Annotated in this window: 16 protein-coding genes; 9 read left to right on the forward strand and 7 right to left on the reverse strand. The window is 66.7% G+C overall.

Annotated elements, in window-relative coordinates; translation table 11 throughout:
- The first annotated feature begins 233 nt into the window (after positions 1-233).
- The 5 genes from ABWP84_RS00185 (at position 234) to ABWP84_RS00205 (ending at position 6000) form a co-directional block, all read left to right on the forward strand.
- Complete coding sequence (locus tag ABWP84_RS00185) at positions 234-1301, forward strand: OmpA family protein (RefSeq protein WP_353209963.1); 1068 nt, start codon at positions 234-236, stop codon at positions 1299-1301.
- Between the two features lie 423 nt (positions 1302-1724).
- The gene (locus tag ABWP84_RS00190) at positions 1725-2885 is read left to right on the forward strand and encodes an OmpA family protein (protein ID WP_353209964.1); all 1161 of its coding nucleotides are present in this window, start codon (positions 1725-1727) and stop codon (positions 2883-2885) included.
- 302 nt (positions 2886-3187) lie between these two features.
- Positions 3188-4255: an OmpA family protein gene (locus ABWP84_RS00195; RefSeq protein ID WP_353209965.1), complete on the forward strand. Its 1068-nt coding sequence runs from the start codon at positions 3188-3190 to the stop codon at positions 4253-4255.
- Positions 4256-4384: 129 nt separating this feature from the next.
- Positions 4385-5371: a tripartite tricarboxylate transporter substrate binding protein gene (locus ABWP84_RS00200; RefSeq protein WP_353209966.1), complete on the forward strand. Its 987-nt coding sequence runs from the start codon at positions 4385-4387 to the stop codon at positions 5369-5371.
- A gap of 5 nt (positions 5372-5376) precedes the next feature.
- Positions 5377-6000: a glutathione S-transferase N-terminal domain-containing protein gene (locus ABWP84_RS00205; RefSeq protein WP_353209967.1), complete on the forward strand. Its 624-nt coding sequence runs from the start codon at positions 5377-5379 to the stop codon at positions 5998-6000.
- Positions 6001-6227: 227 nt separating this feature from the next.
- Here ABWP84_RS00205 and ABWP84_RS00210 read toward each other — a convergent pair whose 3' ends face one another.
- Genes ABWP84_RS00210 through ABWP84_RS00220 form a run of 3 tightly spaced genes read right to left on the reverse strand, consistent with a single transcriptional unit; the run spans position 6228 to position 8350 of the window.
- Entirely contained in the window at positions 6228-6707 is a 480-nt protein-coding gene (locus tag ABWP84_RS00210; RefSeq protein ID WP_353209968.1) for a universal stress protein, read from the reverse strand.
- Complete coding sequence (locus tag ABWP84_RS00215; RefSeq protein ID WP_353209969.1) at positions 6708-7445, reverse strand: TIGR02186 family protein; 738 nt, start codon at positions 7443-7445, stop codon at positions 6708-6710.
- Positions 7445-8350, reverse strand: coding sequence for a sulfite exporter TauE/SafE family protein (locus ABWP84_RS00220; RefSeq protein WP_353209970.1), 906 nt, complete (start codon positions 8348-8350; stop codon positions 7445-7447). Before ABWP84_RS00220 ends, ABWP84_RS00215 begins: the two co-directional genes overlap by 1 nt.
- A 143-nt stretch (positions 8351-8493) precedes the next feature.
- Here ABWP84_RS00220 and ABWP84_RS00225 point away from each other — a divergent pair, with 143 nt between their 5' ends.
- Positions 8494-10017 carry a bifunctional UDP-sugar hydrolase/5'-nucleotidase gene (locus tag ABWP84_RS00225; protein WP_353209971.1) on the forward strand — a complete coding sequence of 508 codons (1524 nt, stop codon included), beginning with the start codon at positions 8494-8496 and terminating at the stop codon, positions 10015-10017.
- On the opposite strand, the gene trpS is transcribed toward ABWP84_RS00225, so the two are convergent.
- Genes trpS through ABWP84_RS00240 form a run of 3 tightly spaced genes read right to left on the reverse strand, consistent with a single transcriptional unit; the run spans position 10018 to position 15376 of the window.
- The gene (gene trpS / locus ABWP84_RS00230) at positions 10018-11019 is read right to left on the reverse strand and encodes a tryptophan--tRNA ligase (RefSeq protein WP_353209972.1); all 1002 of its coding nucleotides are present in this window, start codon (positions 11017-11019) and stop codon (positions 10018-10020) included.
- Between the two features lie 50 nt (positions 11020-11069).
- Positions 11070-12611, reverse strand: a complete 1542-nt coding sequence (gene murJ / locus ABWP84_RS00235) for a murein biosynthesis integral membrane protein MurJ (protein ID WP_353209973.1) — start codon at positions 12609-12611, stop codon at positions 11070-11072.
- Complete coding sequence (locus ABWP84_RS00240; protein WP_353209974.1) at positions 12611-15376, reverse strand: [protein-PII] uridylyltransferase; 2766 nt, start codon at positions 15374-15376, stop codon at positions 12611-12613. The genes murJ and ABWP84_RS00240 overlap by 1 nt, the downstream gene beginning before the upstream one ends.
- 120 nt (positions 15377-15496) lie before the next feature.
- Between ABWP84_RS00240 and ABWP84_RS00245 the strand changes: the two genes are divergently transcribed.
- Positions 15497-15781, forward strand: a complete 285-nt coding sequence (locus ABWP84_RS00245) for a PGPGW domain-containing protein (protein ID WP_353209975.1) — start codon at positions 15497-15499, stop codon at positions 15779-15781.
- Here ABWP84_RS00245 and mutS read toward each other — a convergent pair.
- The gene (gene mutS, locus ABWP84_RS00250) at positions 15739-18348 is read right to left on the reverse strand and encodes a DNA mismatch repair protein MutS (RefSeq protein WP_353209976.1); all 2610 of its coding nucleotides are present in this window, start codon (positions 18346-18348) and stop codon (positions 15739-15741) included. The genes ABWP84_RS00245 and mutS overlap by 43 nt on opposite strands.
- 116 nt (positions 18349-18464) lie before the next feature.
- On the opposite strand from mutS, the gene ABWP84_RS00255 reads away from it, so the two are divergent.
- Together ABWP84_RS00255 and ABWP84_RS00260 are read left to right on the forward strand one after the other, a co-directional pair.
- Positions 18465-18848 carry a VOC family protein gene (locus ABWP84_RS00255; protein ID WP_353209977.1) on the forward strand — a complete coding sequence of 128 codons (384 nt, stop codon included), beginning with the start codon at positions 18465-18467 and terminating at the stop codon, positions 18846-18848.
- A 4-nt stretch (positions 18849-18852) separates the two neighbouring features.
- On the forward strand, positions 18853-21165 hold the full coding sequence (locus tag ABWP84_RS00260; protein ID WP_353209978.1) for an NADP-dependent malic enzyme: 2313 nt from the start codon (positions 18853-18855) through the stop codon (positions 21163-21165).
- The last annotated feature ends 6 nt before the right edge of the window (positions 21166-21171 follow it).

A 21171-nucleotide genomic window follows, 5' to 3' on the forward strand; every position in this document is an offset into this window, starting at 1 on the left:
TTACGAACAAAATTATTCTGGAGCCATTTCTTCTTTGGAATATGCTAAATAACATATTCCATGTGAGATATTGAAGCTTTTAATCTGTATATTATATTGAAAATGATTTCATTTTTAACATCATTACTGCGTTTGCAAATAATAAAATGCGGGATGAGAGCTGCCCCCGGCGCCGCCATCCTGCATCCAGCACTGACGGCGTCACCACCATTCATGCACTCAGGAGATACGGCGTGAAAGTCAGAATCGCCCCCATGGCAGCTCTTATTCTCAGCCTGCCGGCTATCGCCCAGGCCCAGCCACGCAGCGGCATCTATATTGGCGCAGCTGCGGGCGCCAATTGGCGCGAACAGATCACCGAGAGCACCGCCAATGGCACCCGCATGAGTGTCAGCGGCGAGACCGGCTTCGTCGGCGTCGCATCCCTCGGCTATGCTTTGCAGAATGGCATCCGCCTCGAAGTGGAAGGCCAATACCGCGCCGGCCCTATCGGCTCCACTGTGGTCACGCTGCCCACTGGCATGCGCTTCGGCAGCAGCTCCGGCCGCATGAGCCATTACGGCGGGATGGCCAATGCCTTGTATGAGTTCAACCTCGCCGCGCTCGGCGTATCGGCCATCTCACCCTATATCGGCGTGGGCTTTGGCTATGGCGTCACCGATTTCAGCCGCGCCAGCAGCCCCAGCAATGGCAGGCTGCGGCTGACCAGCGCCCAACTCTCCGGCAATAATGGCAGCTTTGCCTATCAGGCCATAGGTGGCCTCTCCTTCAGCCTGGGAGCAACAGTGCCAGGTCTCGCGCTGACGCTGGAGTATCGCTATTACGTGGCGACTGGAACCACGCCCTCGCGCAACAAATACACCCCGGAGAGTGCCAATCATTCAGCCCTGCTCGGCTTGCGATACAGCTTTGGGGCAAGCCCAGCGCCGCCCATGCCGGCCCAAGAGCCCGCAGCGGCCGCCCAGACCCTCGCGCGCACCTATCTGGTCTTCTCCGACTGGAACCGCGCCGACCTGACCGACCGCGCCCGCCAGATCATTGCCGAAGCGGCCACCGCGCGCACCGCCACGCGCCCGACCCGCATCGAAGTCTCCGGCCATGCGGACCGTTCGGGCGCCGACGCTTACAATCAGGCCCTCTCCTTGCGCCGCGCTGAAGCCGTCGCCGCCGAGCTGACGCGCCATGGCGTGCCGCGCACCGAAATGGTCATCCAGGCCTTCGGCGAAAGCCGCCCCCTGGTGCCCACCGCCGATGGCGTGCGCGAGCCGCAGAACCGCCGCGTGGAAATCATCCTGCGGTGACGCAACATCGAGTATCGGCCAAGCGGCTCCCGCAGGCTGCGGAAAAACGCCGGTGGGGGAGGAAAAGAAAGAGTGAAAGGGCTTTGCCCCTCGATCTTATCGGCCCTCGATGCTCGGTTGTCAGCAGCTTGCTCAGTCCTGAGACAGGCCCCATACCCAAAACCTGCCCACTATCGTTTTACCCGGCGGGCGACGTGATAGCGCGGGTTTCGAGCTGGGCCTCGCGCCCTACAGCGCCCGGATAACGACCAAAGATGTCACACTGCGGCAAAAGTGGTGCATTTTAGCCACAGGCGGTAGGCTTTCCCGGTCATGCCGCCGGTTTTGTCGCATCAGATGTTGACCCTATTCAATTTGTGACGGAAACCGAGGGCCAGAGAAGCCGGGGGCCTATCCATCCGGTGTCCAACAAGGAGACAAGGCGTGAACTTCAGAACCTCTCTCATGGCTGCCACGATGCTGGCGCTGCCGGTCCTGGCCCAGGCTCAGCCTGTCAGCGGCATTTATGTCGGCGCTGGCGCTGGCGCAAACTTCGCCAACGACATCAGCAAGACCTTCAGCGTGCCGGCCGGCCTGCCCTCGTCCTTCACCGCGCCGAACGGCACTGTTGTCACCCCGTCCACCGCCGCGAGTCCGCGCGCGAATGTGAGCTTCATTGAAGGCTTCACTGGCGTCGGCTCCATCGGTTATGGCTTCGGCAACGGCATCCGCCTCGAGATCGAAGGCAACTACCGCTCGAACCCGGTGAAGTCTCTCTCGCTGACCCTGCCCAACGGCGCCAGCATCAGCAACGCCTCCGGCCGCGCGATCTATTACGGCGGCATGGCCAACGCTTTCTATGACTTCAACCTCGCCTCCTTCGGCGTGCCGACGGTTTCTCCGTATGTCGGCGCCGGTGTTGGCTTCGGCACCGTGCAGCTCCGCGGCGTCTCCAACCGCGTTGTGGCCCCGGCTGCGACCCAGCTCGGCAGCGTGACCTCGAACAATGCCAGCTTGGCCGTTCAGGGTATCGCCGGTGTGGCCTTCGGCCTCGGCCAGCAAGTCCCCGGCCTGGCGCTGACCCTCGAGTATCGCTACTACACGACGCTCTCCACGGGCATCGAGCTGCAGTCGTCCTCGGGCGCCACCCGCACCCGCACCAGCTCTGAGATTCAGGCTGCCAACCAGTCCATCATGGCTGGCGTGCGCTACTCCTTCGGCGCCCGCCCTGCTGCTGTTGCCGCTCCGGCCCCGGCTGCTCCGGTTCAGACCGTCGCACGCACCTATCTGGTGTTCTTCGACTGGAACCGCGCTGACCTGACCGACCGCGCTCGCCAGATCATCGCCGAAGCGGCCTCCGCTCGCACCACCGTGCGCTCGACCCGCATCGAAGTCTCCGGCCATGCTGACCGTTCGGGCTCCGACGCCTACAACCAGGCCCTCTCCATGCGCCGCGCTGAAGCCGTCGCTGCCGAGCTGACCCGCCGTGGCGTGCCGCGCGCCGAAATGGTCATCCAGGCCTTCGGCGAAAGCCGCCCGCTGGTCCCGACCGCCGATGGCGTGCGCGAGCCGCAGAACCGCCGCGTGGAAATCGTCCTGAAGTAATCAGGCCGAACCACTCGGTTTAAACTGGCGAGGCCGCCTTCGGGCGGCCTTTTCTTTTTTTGGCCCATACGCGAGGCAGTCCACCTTCAATGGCCTGACCGACCTCACCTTTTGGTGACCAAAAGCGGCCCGCAGCCAAAATTTTAGCCCGAAAATGTCACGCCAGGGCGAAAACTGTTGCCGTCCTGTATCACTTCCTCCTCACTAATTAGTGTGGCATTGACCTAAGCCTACCACTGGGTGATCCAATCACCTTGTAAGGCGACGGCGGGGCTCGCCCGCGGCCGGCAAAGAGGTTTGTTATGAAGCTTAAGAATAGCCTGATGCTGGCCACTATCCTGGCTCTCCCGGCTCTGGCCCAGGCCCAGCCGGTCACTGGCATCTATGTCGGTGCTGGCGCGGGCGGCAATATTCGCACCAATGCCACCGCCGGCGGCCTCACCGTGAAGACCGAAACCGGCTGGGCGGCCGTGGGCTCCGTCGGCTATGGCTTCGGCAATGGCTTCCGCGCCGAGATTGAGGGCAATTACCGCTACAACAACGTCAACACCACATCGCTCAGCAGCGGGGGCAGCACCATTGCCCGCAGCAGCGCCGGCTCTCTCGCCACCTATGGCGCCATGCTCAATGGCTTTTATGAATTCAGCCTCACCGGCTTTGGGCTGCCCAGCATCTTCCCCTATCTGGGCGCTGGCCTTGGCTATGGCCAGAATTGGTGGAACCGGGTGGGCCTGAGCAATGGCAGCGCCACGGCGCGCTCGAACGGCACCAATGGCAACCTCGCCTATCAGGGCATTGCCGGTGCAGCCTTCAACCTGCCGGCCGTGGCGCCCGGCTTGGCTGTGACCCTCGAATATCGCTACTACGGCGTGCTCGATTCATCGCAGCGCTTTAACGTCAACGGCACGTCCACGGGCATCAACCGCAGCTACTCGCCCACCAACGGCAACCACTCCGCCATACTCGGCCTGCGCTACAATTTCGGCGCCGCCCCCGCCCCCGTGTTCGCCCCGCCCCCGGTTGCTCAGGTCCAGACCGTCGCTCGCACCTATCTGGTCTTCTTCGACTGGAACCGCGCCGACCTGACCGACCGTGCCCGCCAGATCATCGCCGAAGCCGCCACCGCGCGCACCACCGTGCGCTCGACCCGCATCGAAGTGTCCGGCCATGCGGACCGTTCGGGCTCTGACGCCTACAATCAGACGCTTTCCATGCGCCGCGCTGAAGCCGTTGCTGCCGAGCTGACCCGCCGTGGCGTGCCACGCGCCGAAATGGTCATCCAGGCCTTCGGCGAAAGCCGCCCCCTGGTGCCCACCGCCGATGGCGTGCGCGAGCCGCAGAACCGCCGCGTGGAAATCGTCCTGAAGTAATCAGGCCGAACCACTCGGTTCACATTGGGAAGGCCGCCCTCCGGCGGCCTTTTCTTTGTCTGCAACCCCGCCCCCGGCTTGACGTTTGGCATACCACTCGGCCATCTGGTAGGGGGAACGCTGGTCCTCATGATCCTGGAGGGCCTTGTGCCAAAAATTCATCGCCGCGCCTTGCTGGGCGCCACCGCTTCCTTTGCCCTTGCCGCGCCTGCGCTGGCTTATCCGGACCGCACGGTCCGCATCATCTCGGGCTATCCGCCGGGCGGGCTGAACGACATCATCTGCCGCGCCATCGCCCCCTCGCTCACTGCCGTGCTGGGCCAGCCCGTGGTGATTGAGAATCGCGGCGGCGCCAATGGCAGCCTCGGCGCCACCGCCGCCGCCCGCTCGGCGCCCGATGGTCATACGCTGTGGATGGGCATCGTCGATACCCAGGCCATCAACCCTTACGCCTATCGCAACCTGGCCTATGATCCAGATCGCGATTTCGCGCCCATCAGCCTGATCGGCAAATTCCCCTTCACCCTGGTGGTCGGCCCGAGCAAGCCGAATATCCGCACCTTCCAGGACCTTATCAACGCCGCCCGCCCGGCCGCCGATGCCATCACCTATGCCAGCTGGGGCGTGGCCTCCACGCCGCACTTGGCGACGGAGCGGATGGTCCAGCAGCAGGGTGTTCGCATGCTGCATGTGCCCTTCATCGGTCAGGCGCCGGCCATGCAGGCGATTCTGGCCGGCCAGGTGGATTGCTTCGCCCTGCCCGCCGGTGGTGCTGAAAGCCTCACCCGTGGTGGCGGCGCGCGCGCCGTGGCCGTGCTGGCCCCGGCCGAGGTGCCCCTCTTCCCCGGCGTGCCCACGGTGAAGAGCTTCGGCGTGCCGCTCGATAGCGGCCTCTGGAAGGCGATCTACGCCCCCGCCCGCACCCCCGCCCCGATCATCGCCCAACTCAACGCCGCCGTGCGTGAGGCGATGAAGGCCCCGGCCTTCATCGAGGTGATGCGCCAGCAGGGCGCCGTGCCCGAACCCAGCACCCCCGAATGGCTGGGCGAGTTCCAGCGCAGCGAGCGCGTGGCCTGGGGAGAGGTCGTGCGCTCCTCCAACGCCCTGGTGGACTAGCCACCTTGTATCGGCTGATCAGCGCCACCCCCTCGCCCTATGCCCGCAAGGTGCGGATCGCGCTGCTCGAAAAATCCATCGCCTTCGAATTGCAGACCGAAGTGCCCTGGCATGCCGATACTGCGACCCCAGCCTATAACCCGCTGGAAAAACTGCCGGTGCTCATCACCGCCGATGGCACCGGCATTTACGAAAGCCGCTTCATTCTGGAGTGGCTGGAGGTCATGCACCCCGAGCCACCCCTGCTGCCGCGCGACCCCGTGGCAGCCCTCGCCGCCCGTCAGGTCGAGGTGATCTGCGACGGGGTGTGTGACGCCACAATCCTGCTCTTCTTCGAACGCCGGCGCGAAGCCCCAAGCGCGCCCTGGATGGCCCGCCAGCGCCGCAAGGTGGATGGCGGCATTGCTGCCCTCGCCCGGCTGGCGGAGAGTGGCGGCATTGGCCAGGGCTTCGGCCTGGCTGAGATCTGCACCGGCACGGTGCTGCGCTACCTGGCCGTGCGCTTCGCCGAGCATCCCTGGCGCAAGGAATACCCGGCCCTGGCCGCGCTCAGTGACCGGCTGGAGGCCCGCCCCAGCTTCGCCACCACCACCCCGGTGCCGCAGAATATCGTCGAGGCGGTGGTCTAGAGCATCATCCGCTCAAACCGAATCGTTTGAGCGGATAAAGATGCTAGTCAAACAAAAGGTTAGAGCCTGTGCAGTGAGCCAAGGCGAACGGAACAGGCTCTAAACACCACAATGGTTGTTTACGGACAAATTCATCCGCCACGCCCGGGCAGCACCCACAGCTCTGGGCGATGATCCGGTAAACATTGCATAAATGGGCAGACAGATCAAGGAATGAATGCCTTGCCTCACGTCACCCGCTCAAGCTCCTCGGCCGAAAGCCCGGCCGGCACGATGGTCATCGGCACCCGCATGCGGTTGGCGTGCCGCCCGGTCAGGGCCGCGATCAGCGGGCCGGGGCCACTATTGCCGGGGGCTGCCGCCAGAACCAGGATGGAGATTCGCGGGTCCTCGGCCATCAGCTTCAGCAATTCCTCGCGCGGGTCGCCCTCGCGGATCAGCAAGATGGGCATGCCGCCGGTGATCTCTCTCACCTGCGCTGCCAGCCCACCTAGCAATTGCTCGGCCTCGCTGCGCCGCTCCTGCGCCAGAAGTGCGCCCACGCCTGCCCATTCCGTCTGCCCCGCCGGTTCCAGCACCCGCAGCAGCGCCACGCGGCCGCCGGATTTCTTCACCCGCAGGCAGGCATAGGTGAGCGCCACCGCACGCTCCGCACTGTCATCCACCACCACAAGGAAGACGCGGTTCCGCCGGGATTCTTCAGGCAATCAGGACCTCCGGAACACAATACTGCCAAGCCAGCCGGCCAGGGCGGCCAGGGCCACGCAGATCACTCCATAGAGCAAGGGCTGCCCGCGGGAAACATCGGCGATGGTGGCCGCCGTGCCCACCCGCTCCACCACGAAGCGCTGCACCTGCTCGGCCACCACGCGGCGGCTTTCCACCAGCAGCACGCGCACGGTGTATTCGCCGGCGGGAATGGTGGCGGGCAGCGGCAGGCGGGAATGAAACAGACGGTTGGCGGAGATCTCCACCGGGGCGGAATCCTCCTGCCACAGCCCCGCCTCCTGCTTCAGCGACAGCAGGGCAGCGCGAAATTGCGGCGCGCGGGCGCCGCTGCTGGCCATGGGCAAAACATCGAGGCCCAGATGGTATTGGCTGCGCAGCGCCTCGGGCAGCAGGCGCCAGGCCGGCAGGGTGCCCGCCACCGAATAAAAGGCCGGCACTGCCGCGAAGCGCGCCGAGGGGCCGTTGAACCACATCCCCAACCCCCGCACCTTCCGCCGCACGGTGAAGGGCTGCTGCGGGCCCGTGGTCACGATCAGGATTTCCGCCCCCCCAGGGCCGATGGGCTGGGCGGTGCTGCCAAACACCAGGATGGAGGCCCCATCGAAGGTGGTGGAAACCTCCCCCCTGTCCTGGCTCAGCCGCGCCACCAGCGGCGCCTCGGGCTGCGCCAGGGCGGCGGTGCCCCATAGCAGCAGCAGCATGACCACAAGGCGCATCAGCCCGGCCCCAGGGTGAACATATGGTCCGGCGTGTCGATCAGGCCCCAGAACAGCATCGCCGCCACGGCCAGCACCAATAGCCCGAGCAGCGCCCGCGTCTCCTCGCCGCGGAGCCGCCCGCCCATTTGCGCGCCGAATTGCGCGCCGGACACCCCGCCCAGCAGCAGCAGCAGCGTCAGCACGATATCCACACTGCCCAATTGCCAGGCGGACATAATGGTCACCGCCGAGGTGACGCAGACCACCTGGAACAGCGAGGTGCCGATCACCACCGCCGTGGGGATGCCCAGCAGATAAATCATCGCCGGCACCAGCATGAAGCCGCCGCCCACGCCCATGATAGCCGAGAGCAGGCCAATGCCCGCCCCCACCAGCAGCGGCGGAATCACCGAGATGAACAGCCGCGACTTGCGGAAGCGGATTTTGAAGGGCAGCCCATGCATCCAGAAATGCTGGTGCAGCCGCGCCGGCGCATCGGCGCGGCGGCGGAGGATGGCGCGCAGGCTCTCCATCACCATCAGCGAACCCACGCCGCCCAGCACCACGACGTAGAAGATGGACACCACAGCATCCACCAGCCCCGCGCCGCGCAGGAAGGCAAAGAGCTGAATGCCGATGATGCTGCCGAACAGGCCGCCCGCCACCAGCACCACCCCCATCACCCAATCCACATTGCCCCGGCGCGATTGGGCGATCACGCCTGAAGTCGAGGCACCCAGCACCTGATTGGCGCCCGAGGCCACCGCCACCGGCGCCGGTATCCCCAGCAGCAGCAGAGCGGGCGTGAGCAAAAACCCGCCACCCACGCCGAATAATCCTGACAGCCAGCCCACGCCAAAGCCGATGCCGACCAGCAGGAAGGCATCCACACTCATCTCGGCGATGGGCAGATAGACCTGCATCGCGATGGAACTCCGGCTGTTGTCTCGTCCGGGGGGAGGAAGCCTTTATGGGCCTATGAATGCGGCGCTGTCAGGGCAGGCAATGATGTCATCGTCTTCACCTTGCGTGTCACCATGTTGCCGGGGTTGTATGGGGAATGAAAATGCAGCGGCGTGCCATTGGTCTTCTCGCCCTCCCGGCGCTGGCTCCAGCCCAGGCGCAGATGGCGGCGCGCATCGCGCTGCTGCATATGAACGACTTCCACAGCCGCCATTCGGCCATTGCCGGCAATAGCGCCGCCTGCCGCGAGGGTGCCCCCTGCTATGGCGGCTCGGCCCGGCTGGCGGCGGCGGTGGCCGAGGGGCGGGCCGATGCCGCTTCGGCCGGCCGCGCCGCGATGCTGCTCGATGGCGGTGACCAATTCATGGGCAGCCTGTTCTACACCCATCACCGCGGCCTAGCCGAGGCGGCGGTGCAGCGCGCCATTGGCACCGCCGCCATGGCCATTGGCAATCATGAATTCGACAATGGGCCCGAAACCCTGGCCGGCTATGCCGAAGCCGTGCCCTTCCCGTTACTCTCGGCCAATATGGATGCCAGCCGCTCGGCCGCACTGGCCGGCCGGGTGCGCCCTTGGGTGGAATTCGCCCTGGGTGGTGCCCGCCTGGCCGTGGTGGGGCTGACCACGCCTGATACCGCGAATATATCATCCCCCGGCCCCGATATCCGCTTCACCGACCCCGCCGAGGCCGCCGAGCGGGCGATCTGGGAGGCCCGTCGCAGCGGCCCATGCACCGTGGTGCTGCTCAGCCATCTGGGCCTCAACGCCGATCGGCGGCTGGCGGAGAGCCTGCCCGGCGTGGATGTGATTCTGGGCGGGCATTCGCACACGCTGCTGGCCAATGGCCTGGCCGATGCCGCCGGGCCGCATCCCGTCATGGCGCGGGGCGTGCGCATCGCCCAGGCCGGGGCGCATGGCCGCTATCTGGGCCGGCTTGACCTTGATATCGCCGCCGATGGCCGGGTGCTGGGCCATGGCGGCGCGGTGCGCGAGTTGCATGGCGATCTGCCGGAGGATGCCGGCGTGGCCGCGCTCGTCGCCAGCCTGGGCGCGCCGCTGGAAGAGTTGCGTCGCCGCCCGGTGGCGCAATTGCCGCGCATGCTGGACACTGCGCCCTGTGGCGTCTCCCCCTGCGAGATTGGCACCCTGGTGGCGCAGAGTCTGCGCCAGGCCATTCCCGATGCGCAGATCGGCTGGATGAATGGCGGCGGCATTCGCGCCGGCCTGCCCGCCGGCAGCGTCACCTGGGGCGATGTGCTGACCAGCTTGCCCTTCCAGAACACCGTGGCGCGCATGGTGCTGCGCGGCCATGCCATCCAGGCCGCTTTGGAGATTGGCGTGGCGCGCTGGCCCGCAGTGGCCGGGCGCTTCCCGCAATTGGCGGGGCTGCGCTTTACCCTGTTGCAGGGCGCGCCTGCCGGCAGCCGTGTGGGGGCGGTGGAGGTGGAGGAGGGCGGCCAATGGCGGCCCATCGACCCCTCCCGCGCCTATGTGGTGGCCACCAATAATTTCCTCCGCCGCGGTGGCGATGGCTTCACCATGTTCCGCGACGAGGCGCTGGAAGCCTATGACCAGGGCCCGGGCCTGGAGGAAGCCTTGGTGACCTGGCTGATTGCGCGGCGGTAGTCACCGGCGGGGCAGGAAACCCACAATCTCATAGGCGCGCTTGAGGATGGGCTCGGCGATGGCCTCGGCCTTTTCGGCGCCCTGATGCAGGGCGGCATCCAGCGCGGCGGGGTCCTCCAGCAGGCGCAGCATTTCGGCGCGGATCGGGCCGAGATGGGCCACCAGCGCCTCGGTCAGCGCCGGCTTGAAGGCACCAAAGCCGCGGCCGGCATGCTCGGCCAGCACGTCCTCCTGCGTGCGGCCGGTGATGGCGGCCAGAATGCCCACCAGGTTGCGCGCCTCTGGCCGCTTCTCCAGCGCGGCCAGATTGTCGGGCAGCAATTCAGGGTCGGTGGTGGCGCGTTTGATCTTGTTGGCGATGGTGTCGGCATCGTCATTGAGGTTGATGCGCGACTGGTCCGAAGGGTCGGATTTGCTCATTTTGCGGGTGCCGTCGCGCAGGCTCATCACGCGGGCGGCCACGCCCTGAATCAGGGGCTCGATGCGGGGGAAGAAATCAACGCCATAATCATGGTTGAATTTTTCTGCGATGTCGTTGGCGAGTTCGAGATGCTGGCGCTGGTCATCGCCCACCGGCACCTGGGTGGCGTGGTAGACGAGAATATCCGCCGCCATGAGGTTGGGGTAGACGTAGAGGCCGGTGGAGGCGGCCTCCCGGTCCTTGCCGGCCTTGTCCTTGAACTGCGTCATCCGGTTCAGCCAGCCCAGCCGGGCGATGCAATTGAACACCCAGGCGAGTTGGGCATGCGCCGGCACATGGCTCTGGACGAAGAGCACGCATTTATCGGGCGAGAGGCCGCAGGCGATCAGGGCTGCGGCCATTTCGCGGGTCTGGCGCAGCAATTCGGCCGGTTCCTGCCGCTGGGTGATGGCGTGCAAATCCACCACGCAGAACAGGCACTCATCGGTGTCCTGCATCGGCACCCAGTTGCGGATGGCGCCGAGGTAATTGCCTAGCGTGGGCACGCCCGAAGGTTGAATGCCGGAAAAGACTCGCGCCATGATACGTCCATGTGTTGGTGGCAGAGGGTTCGCCCAGGCGGGCGCGGGGGTCAAGCAGTCCGGCGCATCATGCGGCGCAGCGCGCGCAAATCCAGCCCACCGGTGACCTGGGCGAGGCCGAAATACGTGGCAGCACCCAGGCCGCAGACCAGCCCGAGCAGCAGCGTACCGGAAAGCCCCGGCGCCATGGGCAGCAGGGCACTCAGCCCGCCCAGCACCAGGCCCATGGCAGCGGAGGCGCCAAGCACAAGCGGCACCGCGCGCCGCAGCCGCCTATCCGCCACCCAAAGCCCGCGCCGGGCCAGCAGCCAGGCCATAGCCGCGGCATTCACCCAGGCCGAGGCCACGGTGGCCAGCGCTATGCCCGGCGCGCCGAGCCAACCAGTGGCCAGGAAGAACAGGTTCAGGGCGAGGTTCAGCGCCACGCAAAGCAGGCCAATGACAACCGGCGTGCGGGTATCCCCCCGGGCGAAAAACCCCGGCGCAAAAGCCTTCACCAGCACGAAGGCCGGCAGGCCCAGGGCATAGACCACCAGCACAGCGCCCGCGCCGCGGGCATCGGCGGCGGTGAAGGCGCCGCGCTGGAACAGCACGCTCATGATCGGCGCCGCCAGCACCGCCAGCGCCACCGCCGCCGGCACGCAGAGCGCCAGGGTGATCTCCAGGCCACGATTCATCGAGCGATGCGCCGAGAGTGATTTCCCCGCCGAAAGCTGTGCGGCCAGCATGGGCAAAAGGGCGGTGGAAATGGCAATGCCAATCACCCCCAGCGGCAATTGCGCCACCCTGTCGGCATAATAAAGCAGGCTGACCGCGCCCACCGGCAGCAGCGAGGCAATGATCACATCCACCGCCAGATTGAGCTGGGTGACCCCCGCCCCCAGCAGCCCCGGCACCATTTTGCGCAGCACCAATGTCTCGGCAGGCGAGAGGCGGGGCAGCACGGGCAAAATCACCATCCCCGCCTGCGCCGCCGCCCACCAGACCAGGGCGAGTTGCACCATGCCCGAGACCATCACCCCCCAGGCCAGCGCATGCGCCGGTGTGGCGGTAAACGGCGAGAGAGCGAAGAGCGCGCCCATGGAAAGCAGGTTGAAAAACACCGGCGCGGCGGCAGCAGCGGTGAAGCGCCCCATGGAATTCAACACGCCCGAAACCAGCGCGGTGAGGCAAATGAAGACGAGATAGGGAAAGACGATGCGCGTCAGCTCCACCGCCAAAACCATCTGCTCCGCCCCTCGGCCGGCAAAGCCCGGCGCCAGCACCGCCAGAAGCTGCGGCATGAACACCATGCCGGCTAGGGTGATGGCGGAAAGCCACAGCGCCATGAGCGTGGCCAGCCGCTCGGCCAATTGCCGCGCCACGGCCGGCCCCTGGCGGGTCAGCGCGCCGGCGAAGGCGGGGACGAAGGCGGCGTTGAAGGCGCCCTCGCCGAAGAGCCGGCGGAACAGGTTGGGCAGTTTGAGGGCGACGAAAAAGGCATCGGCCATGGGCCCGGCGCCGAGATAGGCGGCGATGAGGATATCGCGGCAAAACCCCAGCACGCGGCTGACCATGGTCCAGCCGCCAACGGTGGCGATGGCGCGAAACATCAGTGAGCGGGGATGGCCGGCTCCGGCGGCGTCAGCGCATCGAGCAGCGCCGCACGCAGCGGGGTCAGCTTGCGCTCATTATCCACCTTCAGGCCGAAGACGTCCTTCACATAGAAGACGTCCACCGCCCGCACGCCATAGGTGGTGATATGGGCCGAGGCGATTTGCAGCCCCTGCTCGGAAATTGCCGCCGTCAAATCATGCAGCAGGCCTGGCCGGTCGCGGCCATTCACTTCGATGACGGTGTGGGTGTTTGAGGCGTGGTTGTCCACCACCACGCGGCCGGGCACCGTCACCGCGCGCAGGCGGGCGGGCTCGCGCCGCACCTTGCGGATTTCCTGGGTCAGTTTCAGTTGGCCATTCAGCGCATGCTCGATCAGCAGAGCCAGCCGGGAGAGGCGGTTTGGCTGGTCAAAGGCGCCGCCGGCGCTGTCCTGCACCCAGAAAGTGTCCAGCGCCATGCCATTGGTGAGGGTGTGGATGCGCGCATCCACGATTGAGGCCTCGGCCACCGCCAAAGCACCGGAAATGCGGGAGAACAACCCAGGATGGTCGATGGCATAGACGGTGATCTCGGTCACCGCCCGAGCCTCCAGCACAGCCGAGCGCACGGTGAGCGGCGCGCCCGCCGCCTCGGCCTCACGGATGATCCTGGCGTGGCGGCCATGGGTATCGGCATCGAAGCTCAGCCAATAACCGGGATAGCCGAGGGAGAGGTATTTCTCGATATCGGCCTGCGGCCAGCCCAGCAGCGCCTCGGCCACGGCCTCCTTGGCACGGGCCACGCGCACATCGTGCTCGGGCACGGTGAGACCGCCGGCCAGCACTTCAGAGACGCGCCAATAGACCTCACGCAGCAGGGTGGCCTTCCAGCCATTCCAGACTTTCGGGCCGACAGCGCGCATATCGGCCACCGTCAGCACCAGCAGCAGCCGCAGCCGCTCGGGCGATTGGACGACATCGGCAATGTCGAGGATGGTCTTGGGGTCTTCGATGTCGCGCTTGAAGGCGGTCTGGCTGATCAGCAGATGGTGGAGCACGAGCCAGGAGACGGTCTCGGTCTCCTCGGGTGAGAGGCCGATCTTGGGACAAAGCTCGGTGGCGATGCGCGCGCCAAGTTCGGAATGATCGCCACCGCGGCCCTTGGCGATGTCATGCAGCATGGTGGCGACATAGAGCGCACGGCGGGATTGCAACTGGCCCACCAGCTCGCTCGCCACCGGGGCCACATTCTCCAGCAGCCCCGCCTCCAGCTCCTGCAGCACGCCAATGGCCTGGATGGTGTGCTCATCGACGGTGAAGACATGGTAGGTGTCGAATTGCATCAACCCGACGATGCGCGCCCAATCGGGCATGAAGCGGGAGAGGAAGCCGCTCTCATTCAGCAGGCCCATCCATTTCGCCGCATCCTTGCCGGTCAGTAATTCGAGAAACAGTTCATTGGCTTCGGCATCGCCGCGCAGGCGCTCGGCCTGGCGGGCATGGCGGATCAGGGCGCGGATGGCGAGCGGATGGATATCCAGCCCCCTATCCCGCGCCGCGAGCACGATGCGCAGCATGAGCACAGGCTCGCGGGAAAAATCACGATCCGGCGGGGCGGCCACCAGCTTGCCATCGGCGAAGGCCAAGCCGGCCTCTTCCAGGCTCTCATCACCCTCGCGGCGGATGGCGGGGGGGCCGAGGGCGGCGCGCTCGATCGCCGGCTCCAGCACCCTGCTCAGCCGCACCACATCGCGGGAATTGAGGAAGAGGTGCTTCATGAACCGCTCGGCGCCGTTCTGGGCGCCGTGGCGGGCATAGCCCATGCGCGCGGCCACCACCGGCTGCAGGTCGAAGGTCAGGCGCTCTTCCGCCCGGCCGGTGACGTAATGCAGGTGAAAGCGCACGGTCCACAGAAAATCCCAGGCGCGGCGGATGGCCCGCGCCTCGCCCTCCACCAGCAGGCCACCGCCAGGGCTCTCGGGCCCCACCAGATCAGGCATTTTCAGCGCACCGAAGGCGTGGCGGGCCAGCCAGTATAACGTTTGCAGGTCGCGCAGGCCGCCGCGGCCTTCCTTGATATGCGGCTCCACCATGAAGGGGGTTTCGCCATAGCGGGCATGGCGGGTGGCGCGTTCGGCGCGCTTGGCGGCCAGAAAGGGGCCTAAGCCGTCAGTCGCGCGCATCTTGCCGAATTCGGCACTGAACTTGTTGAAGGCGCGCTCATTGCCCGCCATGAAGCGGGCATCGACCAGCGCGGTTTGGATCGTGGCGTCGCGGCGGGCATGCGCCAGGCAATCCTTCACGCTGCGCGTCGCATGGCCAACCTTCAGGCCGAGATCCCACAGCAGATAGAGCATGAACTCGACCAGCCGCTCGGTGCGCGCGCCCACCTGGGTGCCGGTGAGGAAGAGCAGGTCGATATCCGAATAGGGCGCCAGCACGCCGCGGCCATAGCCGCCGGTGGCGACGAGGGCGAAGGCCTCCTCCCGCCCGCCCGGGCCGCGCGGGATCACCGCCTCGGCATAGGCGTGGATGGCGAGGATGATCGCGTCCATATGGCCAGAAAGGCGGCGGGCGGCGCCCAGACCATGGGTCTCCCGGCTTTCAAAAGCCTGCTGCACGCGGGCCTGCACCGCGCCCAATTCACGGCGAAGCACGCCCAGTGCCTCATCGCGGGGCAAAGGCGCGGTGTCGATCAACCGCGCGATGAGCGCGGCCTCCTCGGCACGGATCGCAGGGGATGGCCCGCTGGCGGCGACCGCTTCGGCCGCTGTATTCCTCATATTACGATAATTAAACCGTTACCCCGCCATGCGATAGGCGATTTTTGCATGATGGGTTTGTTCTGCGCCACGAAGATGACCATATTGCATAATTGTCACATTTCCGCCATGTGATGGAGTGTGGTTGATCTTCGTCCTTCCTTCAAGCGGAAATTGGCAGGCTGGGGCCTGATTGCCTTTGGCGTGCTGGGGGTCATCCTGCCTTTTCTGCATGGCATGATTTTCCTGCTGCTGGGGGTATTCATGCTCAGGCAACAATATATCTGGGCGCATAACGCGCTGGGGCCGTTGCAACGCCGCTTTCCGGCCATGATGGCCAAGATGGATGGGATGGAGACGAGGTTCATCGCCTGGGGCCGGCGTCAGCTCGCCCGGCTGCCATCCAGCAGCGCCCGCAACCGGTAGAGCGCCTCCTGCGCGTCGCGCGGGGAGAGTGCGTCGGGGTCGATCTCGGCCAGCGCGTCCAGCACGGGGTGTTCGGGTTCCGGCTTGCGGGGGGTGAAGAGCGGCAATTCATCCGATAGCGCGCCGCCGCCCTGGCGGGCGCGGGCCTCCAGCGCCGCCAGCACCGCCTCGGCCCGCGCCAGCACGGTGCGGGGCACACCAGCCAGTCGGGCCACATGCACGCCCCAGCTGCGCTCGGCCGCGCCCACGCCCACACTGTGCAGGAACACGACCTGGCCCTTCCATTCCCGCACCCGCATGGTAGCCAGCCGCAGCTCGGGCAGCTTGCCGGCAAGGGCGGTGAGTTCATGGAAATGGGTGGCGAAGAGGGTGCGGGCGCGCAGACGGTCATGCAGCGCCTCCAGCACCGCCCAGGCGATGGCGAGGCCATCCCATGTGGCGGTGCCGCGCCCCACCTCATCGAGAATGACAAAGCTGCGCGGCCCGGCCTGGTTGAGGATGGCCGCCGTTTCGGTCATTTCCACCATGAAGGTGGAACGCCCGCCGGCCAGATCATCGGATGCGCCAACGCGCGAGAAGAGCCGGTCCGCCACGCCGATGCGGGCATATTCGGCGGGCACGAACAGCCCGGCCTGGGCGAGCACCAGCATCAGCGCATTCTGCCGCAGATAGGTGGATTTGCCGGCCATGTTCGGCCCGGTCAGCAGGCAAACGCGGCTGCCGGCGGAAAGCTCGCTGTCATTGGGCACGAAGGCCGGGCCGCGGGCGCGGCGCAGCGCCTCCTCCACCACCGGGTGGCGGCCCTGGGTGATGGTGAAATCCACCCCATCGGTCATCTCAGGCCGGGTCCAGCCCAACTCAGCCGCGGCGGCATGGACATCGATGGCAGCCATGGCAGCTGCGGCGGCGGTGATGCCCGGGGCCGCCGCAAGGCAGAGTTTTCGCAAATGCTGGGCAATGGCCCGCTCACGCGACGCCGCCTGCTCCGCCGCCGCATTCAGCTTGCGGTCGAGATCCGCCAGCGCGCCACAGGTAAAACGCAGGGTGCTGGACATGGTCTGGCGGTGCTGGGGGGCGTATTCGCCGGCGAGTTTCGGCGGGTCGCGCAGCAGTTTTTCCCCAGCGGCGGCCGGCATTTCGGCCAGATAGCCCATTTGCTGATGATGGCGGATTTTCAGCGAGGCCACGCCCCAGGCCTGGGCCAATTCCATCTGCATGGCGGCGATGGCGCCACGGGCATCATCGCGCAGCCGGCGCAGCGCATCCAATTCGCCATCATAGCCAGGCGCCACCACGCCGCCATCTTCCAGCCGGGCGGGCAGGGTCTCGGCCAGGGCGCGGGCCAATTCGGCGGCGGGGCTGTTCTGCGGGCGCAGGGCCTCGGGGGCGAGCAGATGCGGCAGCGGGGGGCAAAGCGCCTGGGCCATCGCATCGGCGCGGGCGAGGCCATCGCGCAGCGCGGCCAGGTCACGCGGGGCAAAGCGGTCCAGGCTGAGGCGGGCCAGGGCGCGGGCCATATCCGGCGCGCCCTTCAGCGCGGCGCGCAGCCGGGCGCGCAAATCGGGTTGGGCGCTGAGGTGGGAGACGGCGTCATGCCGCGCCGCAATGGCCGCGCGCTCGGCCAGGGGGGCTGCGATGCGCGCGGCCAATTCGCGCGCGCCGGCGCCGGTCAGCGTGCGGTCCACCGCGTGCAGCAGGGTGGAACGGGTGTCGCCGCGTTCGTTGCGCAGCAATTCCAGGCTGCGCCTTGTGGCGGCATCCATCGCCAGCACGCCCGCTGTGCCGCGCGGCACCGGGCGCATGAGATGCGGCAGGGCACCATTCTGGGTGGCGCGGACATAATCCAGCACCATGGCGGCGGCGGCGATCTCGGGGGCGGAAAAACTGCCGAAGCCTTCCAGGGTGGAGACGCCGAAGGCGGCGGCGAGGCGGGCGGGAGCATCGCGCGGGGGCGTCGCGGGTGTGGCGTCGGGCCATAAACCGTCGGTGGCGATCACCTCGGCCGGTTCCAGCCGGGCCAGCAGGGCGGGGATATCGGCCCCGGCCTCGGTCTCGAAAGCGCCGGAGGTCACATCCAGCCAGGCAGCACCCCCCTCGACCAGCGCCAGCAGCCAGGCGGGGCGGAAGGCCTCCAGCAGGCTGTCCTCGGTGACGGTGCCGGGGGTGACCACGCGCACGATGCCGCGGGCGATGATGGAGGCGCGGCGGGCCTTGGCCTGCTCGGGCGTTTCCAACTGGTCACAAATGGCGACGCGAAAGCCACGGCGGATCAGCCGCGCCAGATAGGCCTCATGGCTGTGATGCGGCACGCCGCACATGGGCACCGGCTGGCCCTGATGCTCGCCGCGGAAACTCATGGCGATGGAGAGCGCCTCGGAGCCGAGTTCGGCATCCTCGAAGAACATTTCGTAGAAATCGCCCATGCGGAAGAAGATCAGAGCATCGGGCTGCTCTGCCTTCACGGCGAACCATTGGGCCAGGGCGGGGGTCGCGCCGAAGGCGCGCGGGGTATCGACGCCGAAGGCGCGCGGGGGGGCGGTGCCGGCGGTGGGGGCTTCTCGATCCATCGCGGCCACGATAGCAAGTGTTTTCGCCCGCGTCCCTTCGCGGGTGCGAGATGAGTGGCTATCGCCCGGCGCGCGCAGGCGCGACAATGGCCCAAAGCGCATCGAGGAACCGGGCCATGCAGCTGGACCATATCGACCATTTCAACATCCGTTGCCGGCTGGAAGACCTGCCGGCGATGCAGCATTTCTATGGCGATGTGCTTGGCCTGCGCGCTGGCCCCCGGCCGAATTTCGCCACCCCTGGCCTATGGTTCTACCTGGGCGACAATCCGGTGGTGCATATTTCCACCCGCCCGGGCGAGCGGCCGGCTGGGCCTGGGCCCTATGACCATGTCTCCTTCCGCGCCCGCGATATGGAGGGCACGCGGCTTAGGTTGCGTGCCCATGGCGTGGTGTTCGACGAGGCACCTGTGCCAGGATTCCCGCTGCACCAGATTTTCATGAACGACCCCGCCGGTGCGAAGGTCGAGCTCACCTTCGCTATTCCAGAGAAAGCCTGAACCCATGGACGATATCCGCAAGGACCTCCCCCCCGCCGCGCCGGCCGATGGCCGCACCGCGCGCGTCACCGGCGAGGAGGCATTGGCGATGCACCGCGAGGGCCGGCCGGGCAAGCTGGAGATCCGGCTGACCAAGCCGCTGGTCACCGCGCGCGACCTCTCCTTGGCCTATTCGCCCGGCGTGGCCGAGCCCTGCCTGCACATCGCGCGCGACCCCTCGCTGGCTTATGATTACACCTCCAAGGGCAATTTCGTCGCGGTGATTTCCAACGGCACGGCGGTGCTGGGGCTGGGCAATCTGGGGGCGCTGGCCTCCAAGCCGGTGATGGAGGGCAAGGTGGCGCTGTTCAAGCGCTTCGCCGATGTCGATGGCATCGACCTGTGCATTGATACCGAGGACCCGGACGCTTTCGTCAACGCGGTGCGCTATCTCAGCCCCTCCTTTGGCGGCATCAACCTTGAGGATATCAAGGCGCCGGAATGCTTCGTCATCGAGCAGCAACTGCGCGAGATGATGGACATCCCGGTGTTTCATGACGACCAGCACGGCACCGCCATCGTCGCCGCCGCCGGGCTGATCAATGCCTGCCATCTGACGGGGCGCGAATTGGCGACCACGCGGCTGGTGATCAATGGCGCGGGTGCGGCGGCCATTGCCTGCGCCGAGCTGGTGCGCGCCATGGGCATGCGGCCTGAAAATATCATGCTGTGCGACACCAAGGGCGTGGTCTATCGCGGCCGGACCGAGGGCATGAATCAGTGGAAATCGGCGCATGCGGTGCAGACCGACCGCCGCACCCTGGCCCAGGCGCTTGAAGGTTGCGACGTGTTCTTCGGCCTTTCGGTGAAGGGCGCGCTGACGCCTGAGATGCTGCGCAGCATGGCGCCCAACCCCATCATCTTCGCCATGGCCAACCCCGACCCGGAAATCACCCCCGAGGAGGCGAAGGCAGCGCGGCCGGACTGCATCATCGCCACCGGGCGTTCGGATTATCCGAACCAGGTGAATAATGTGCTGGGCTTCCCCTTTATTTTTCGGGGCGCGCTGGATGTGCGCGCGCGCACCATCAATGACGCGATGAAAGTGGCCGCCGCCGAGGCGCTGGCGCAGCTGGCGCGCGAAGAGGTGCCGGAAGAGGTGGCCCGCTCGGGTGCAGGCAAGCGGCTGATCTTCGGGCCGGAATACATCATCCCCAATGCCTTCGACCCGCGGCTGATCTCGCGCGTGCCGGCGGCGGTGGCGCTGGCGGCGATGCAATCGGGCGTGGCGCAAAAACCGCTGACCGACCATGCGCGCTATGTGCGTGACCTGACGGGGCGGTTGGATGCGGCGGCCAATGCGCTGGAGAATATCCATGACGCGGTGCGTATTTCACCCAAGCGCACCGTCTTCGCTGAGGGCGAGGAGGAGAAGGTGATTCGCGCCGCCATCGCCTATGCCCATGCCGGCTATGGCACGGCGGTGCTGGTGGGGCGCGAGGAGCGGATAGGCGCCACCGTCGCCGCCCTGGGCGTGGCCCTGCCCGAGCAGGTGGAGGTGATCAATGCCCGCCTGTCTGACCGCACCCGTGGCTATGCCGATTGGCTCTATGCCAAGCGCCAGCGCGACGGTTTTCTGTTCCGCGATTGCCAGCGCCTGGTGAACCAGGACCGCAACGTCTTTGCCGCCTGCATGGTGGCGATGGGCGATGCGGATGCGCTGGTGACGGGCGAGACCCGCAGCTATTCGGCGGCGCTGGAAGGCGTGCGCATGGCGCTCGATGCCGATGCGCATGGCGTCCTCTTCGGCCTGACGATGATGGTGGCCCGCGTCTCGGGCACCGTGCTGGTGGCCGACACCGCCATCCATGAACGGCCGGATGCGGCAACGCTGGCGATGATCGCCCGGCGTGCGGCGGTGGCGGCGCGGCGGCTGGGGCTGGAGCCGCGCGTGGCCTTCCTTAGTTTCTCCACCTTTGGCGACCCCAAGGGCGTCATCCCCGGCAGCGTGCGCGAGGCGGTGAAGCTGCTGGACGCCGAGCCGCAGGATTTCGAATATGACGGCGAAATGGCCGCCGATGTAGCGCTGGACCCGAAGCTGAGGGAGGCTTTGTATCCCTTCTGCCGGCTCACCGGGCCGGCCAATGTGCTGGTGATGCCCGGGCTGCATGCTGCGCATATCCTCACCAAGGCGGTGCCGCATTTGACCAGCGCGACCACGATTGGGCCGGTGCTGATGGGGCTCGACAAGCCGGCGCAGATTGTGCCGATGCAGGTGGGGGTGAACCAGTTGCTGGATATGGCGTGTTTGGCGGCTTATCAGGCGGGGCCGCGCTAGGGGCTT

The sequence above is a fragment of the Rhodovarius sp. genome (genome assembly GCF_040399605.1).
Classification (GTDB): domain Bacteria; phylum Pseudomonadota; class Alphaproteobacteria; order Acetobacterales; family Acetobacteraceae; genus Rhodovarius; species Rhodovarius crocodyli_A.

Coding starts and splice junctions, on each gene's coding strand:
- ABWP84_RS00225 (WP_353209971.1), top strand. CDS start 8,494: ATGCAGCGGCGTGCCATTGGTCTTCTCGCCCTCCCGGCGCTGGCTCCA.
- ABWP84_RS00240 (WP_353209974.1), bottom strand. CDS start 15,376: ATGAGGAATACAGCGGCCGAAGCGGTCGCCGCCAGCGGGCCATCCCCT.
- murJ (WP_353209973.1), bottom strand. CDS start 12,611: ATGTTTCGCGCCATCGCCACCGTTGGCGGCTGGACCATGGTCAGCCGC.
- ABWP84_RS00255 (WP_353209977.1), top strand. CDS start 18,465: ATGCAGCTGGACCATATCGACCATTTCAACATCCGTTGCCGGCTGGAA.
- trpS (WP_353209972.1), bottom strand. CDS start 11,019: ATGGCGCGAGTCTTTTCCGGCATTCAACCTTCGGGCGTGCCCACGCTA.
- mutS (WP_353209976.1), bottom strand. CDS start 18,348: ATGGATCGAGAAGCCCCCACCGCCGGCACCGCCCCCCCGCGCGCCTTC.
- ABWP84_RS00215 (WP_353209969.1), bottom strand. CDS start 7,445: ATGCGCCTTGTGGTCATGCTGCTGCTGCTATGGGGCACCGCCGCCCTG.
- ABWP84_RS00200 (WP_353209966.1), top strand. CDS start 4,385: ATGATCCTGGAGGGCCTTGTGCCAAAAATTCATCGCCGCGCCTTGCTG.
- ABWP84_RS00220 (WP_353209970.1), bottom strand. CDS start 8,350: ATGCAGGTCTATCTGCCCATCGCCGAGATGAGTGTGGATGCCTTCCTG.
- ABWP84_RS00195 (WP_353209965.1), top strand. CDS start 3,188: ATGAAGCTTAAGAATAGCCTGATGCTGGCCACTATCCTGGCTCTCCCG.
- ABWP84_RS00260 (WP_353209978.1), top strand. CDS start 18,853: ATGGACGATATCCGCAAGGACCTCCCCCCCGCCGCGCCGGCCGATGGC.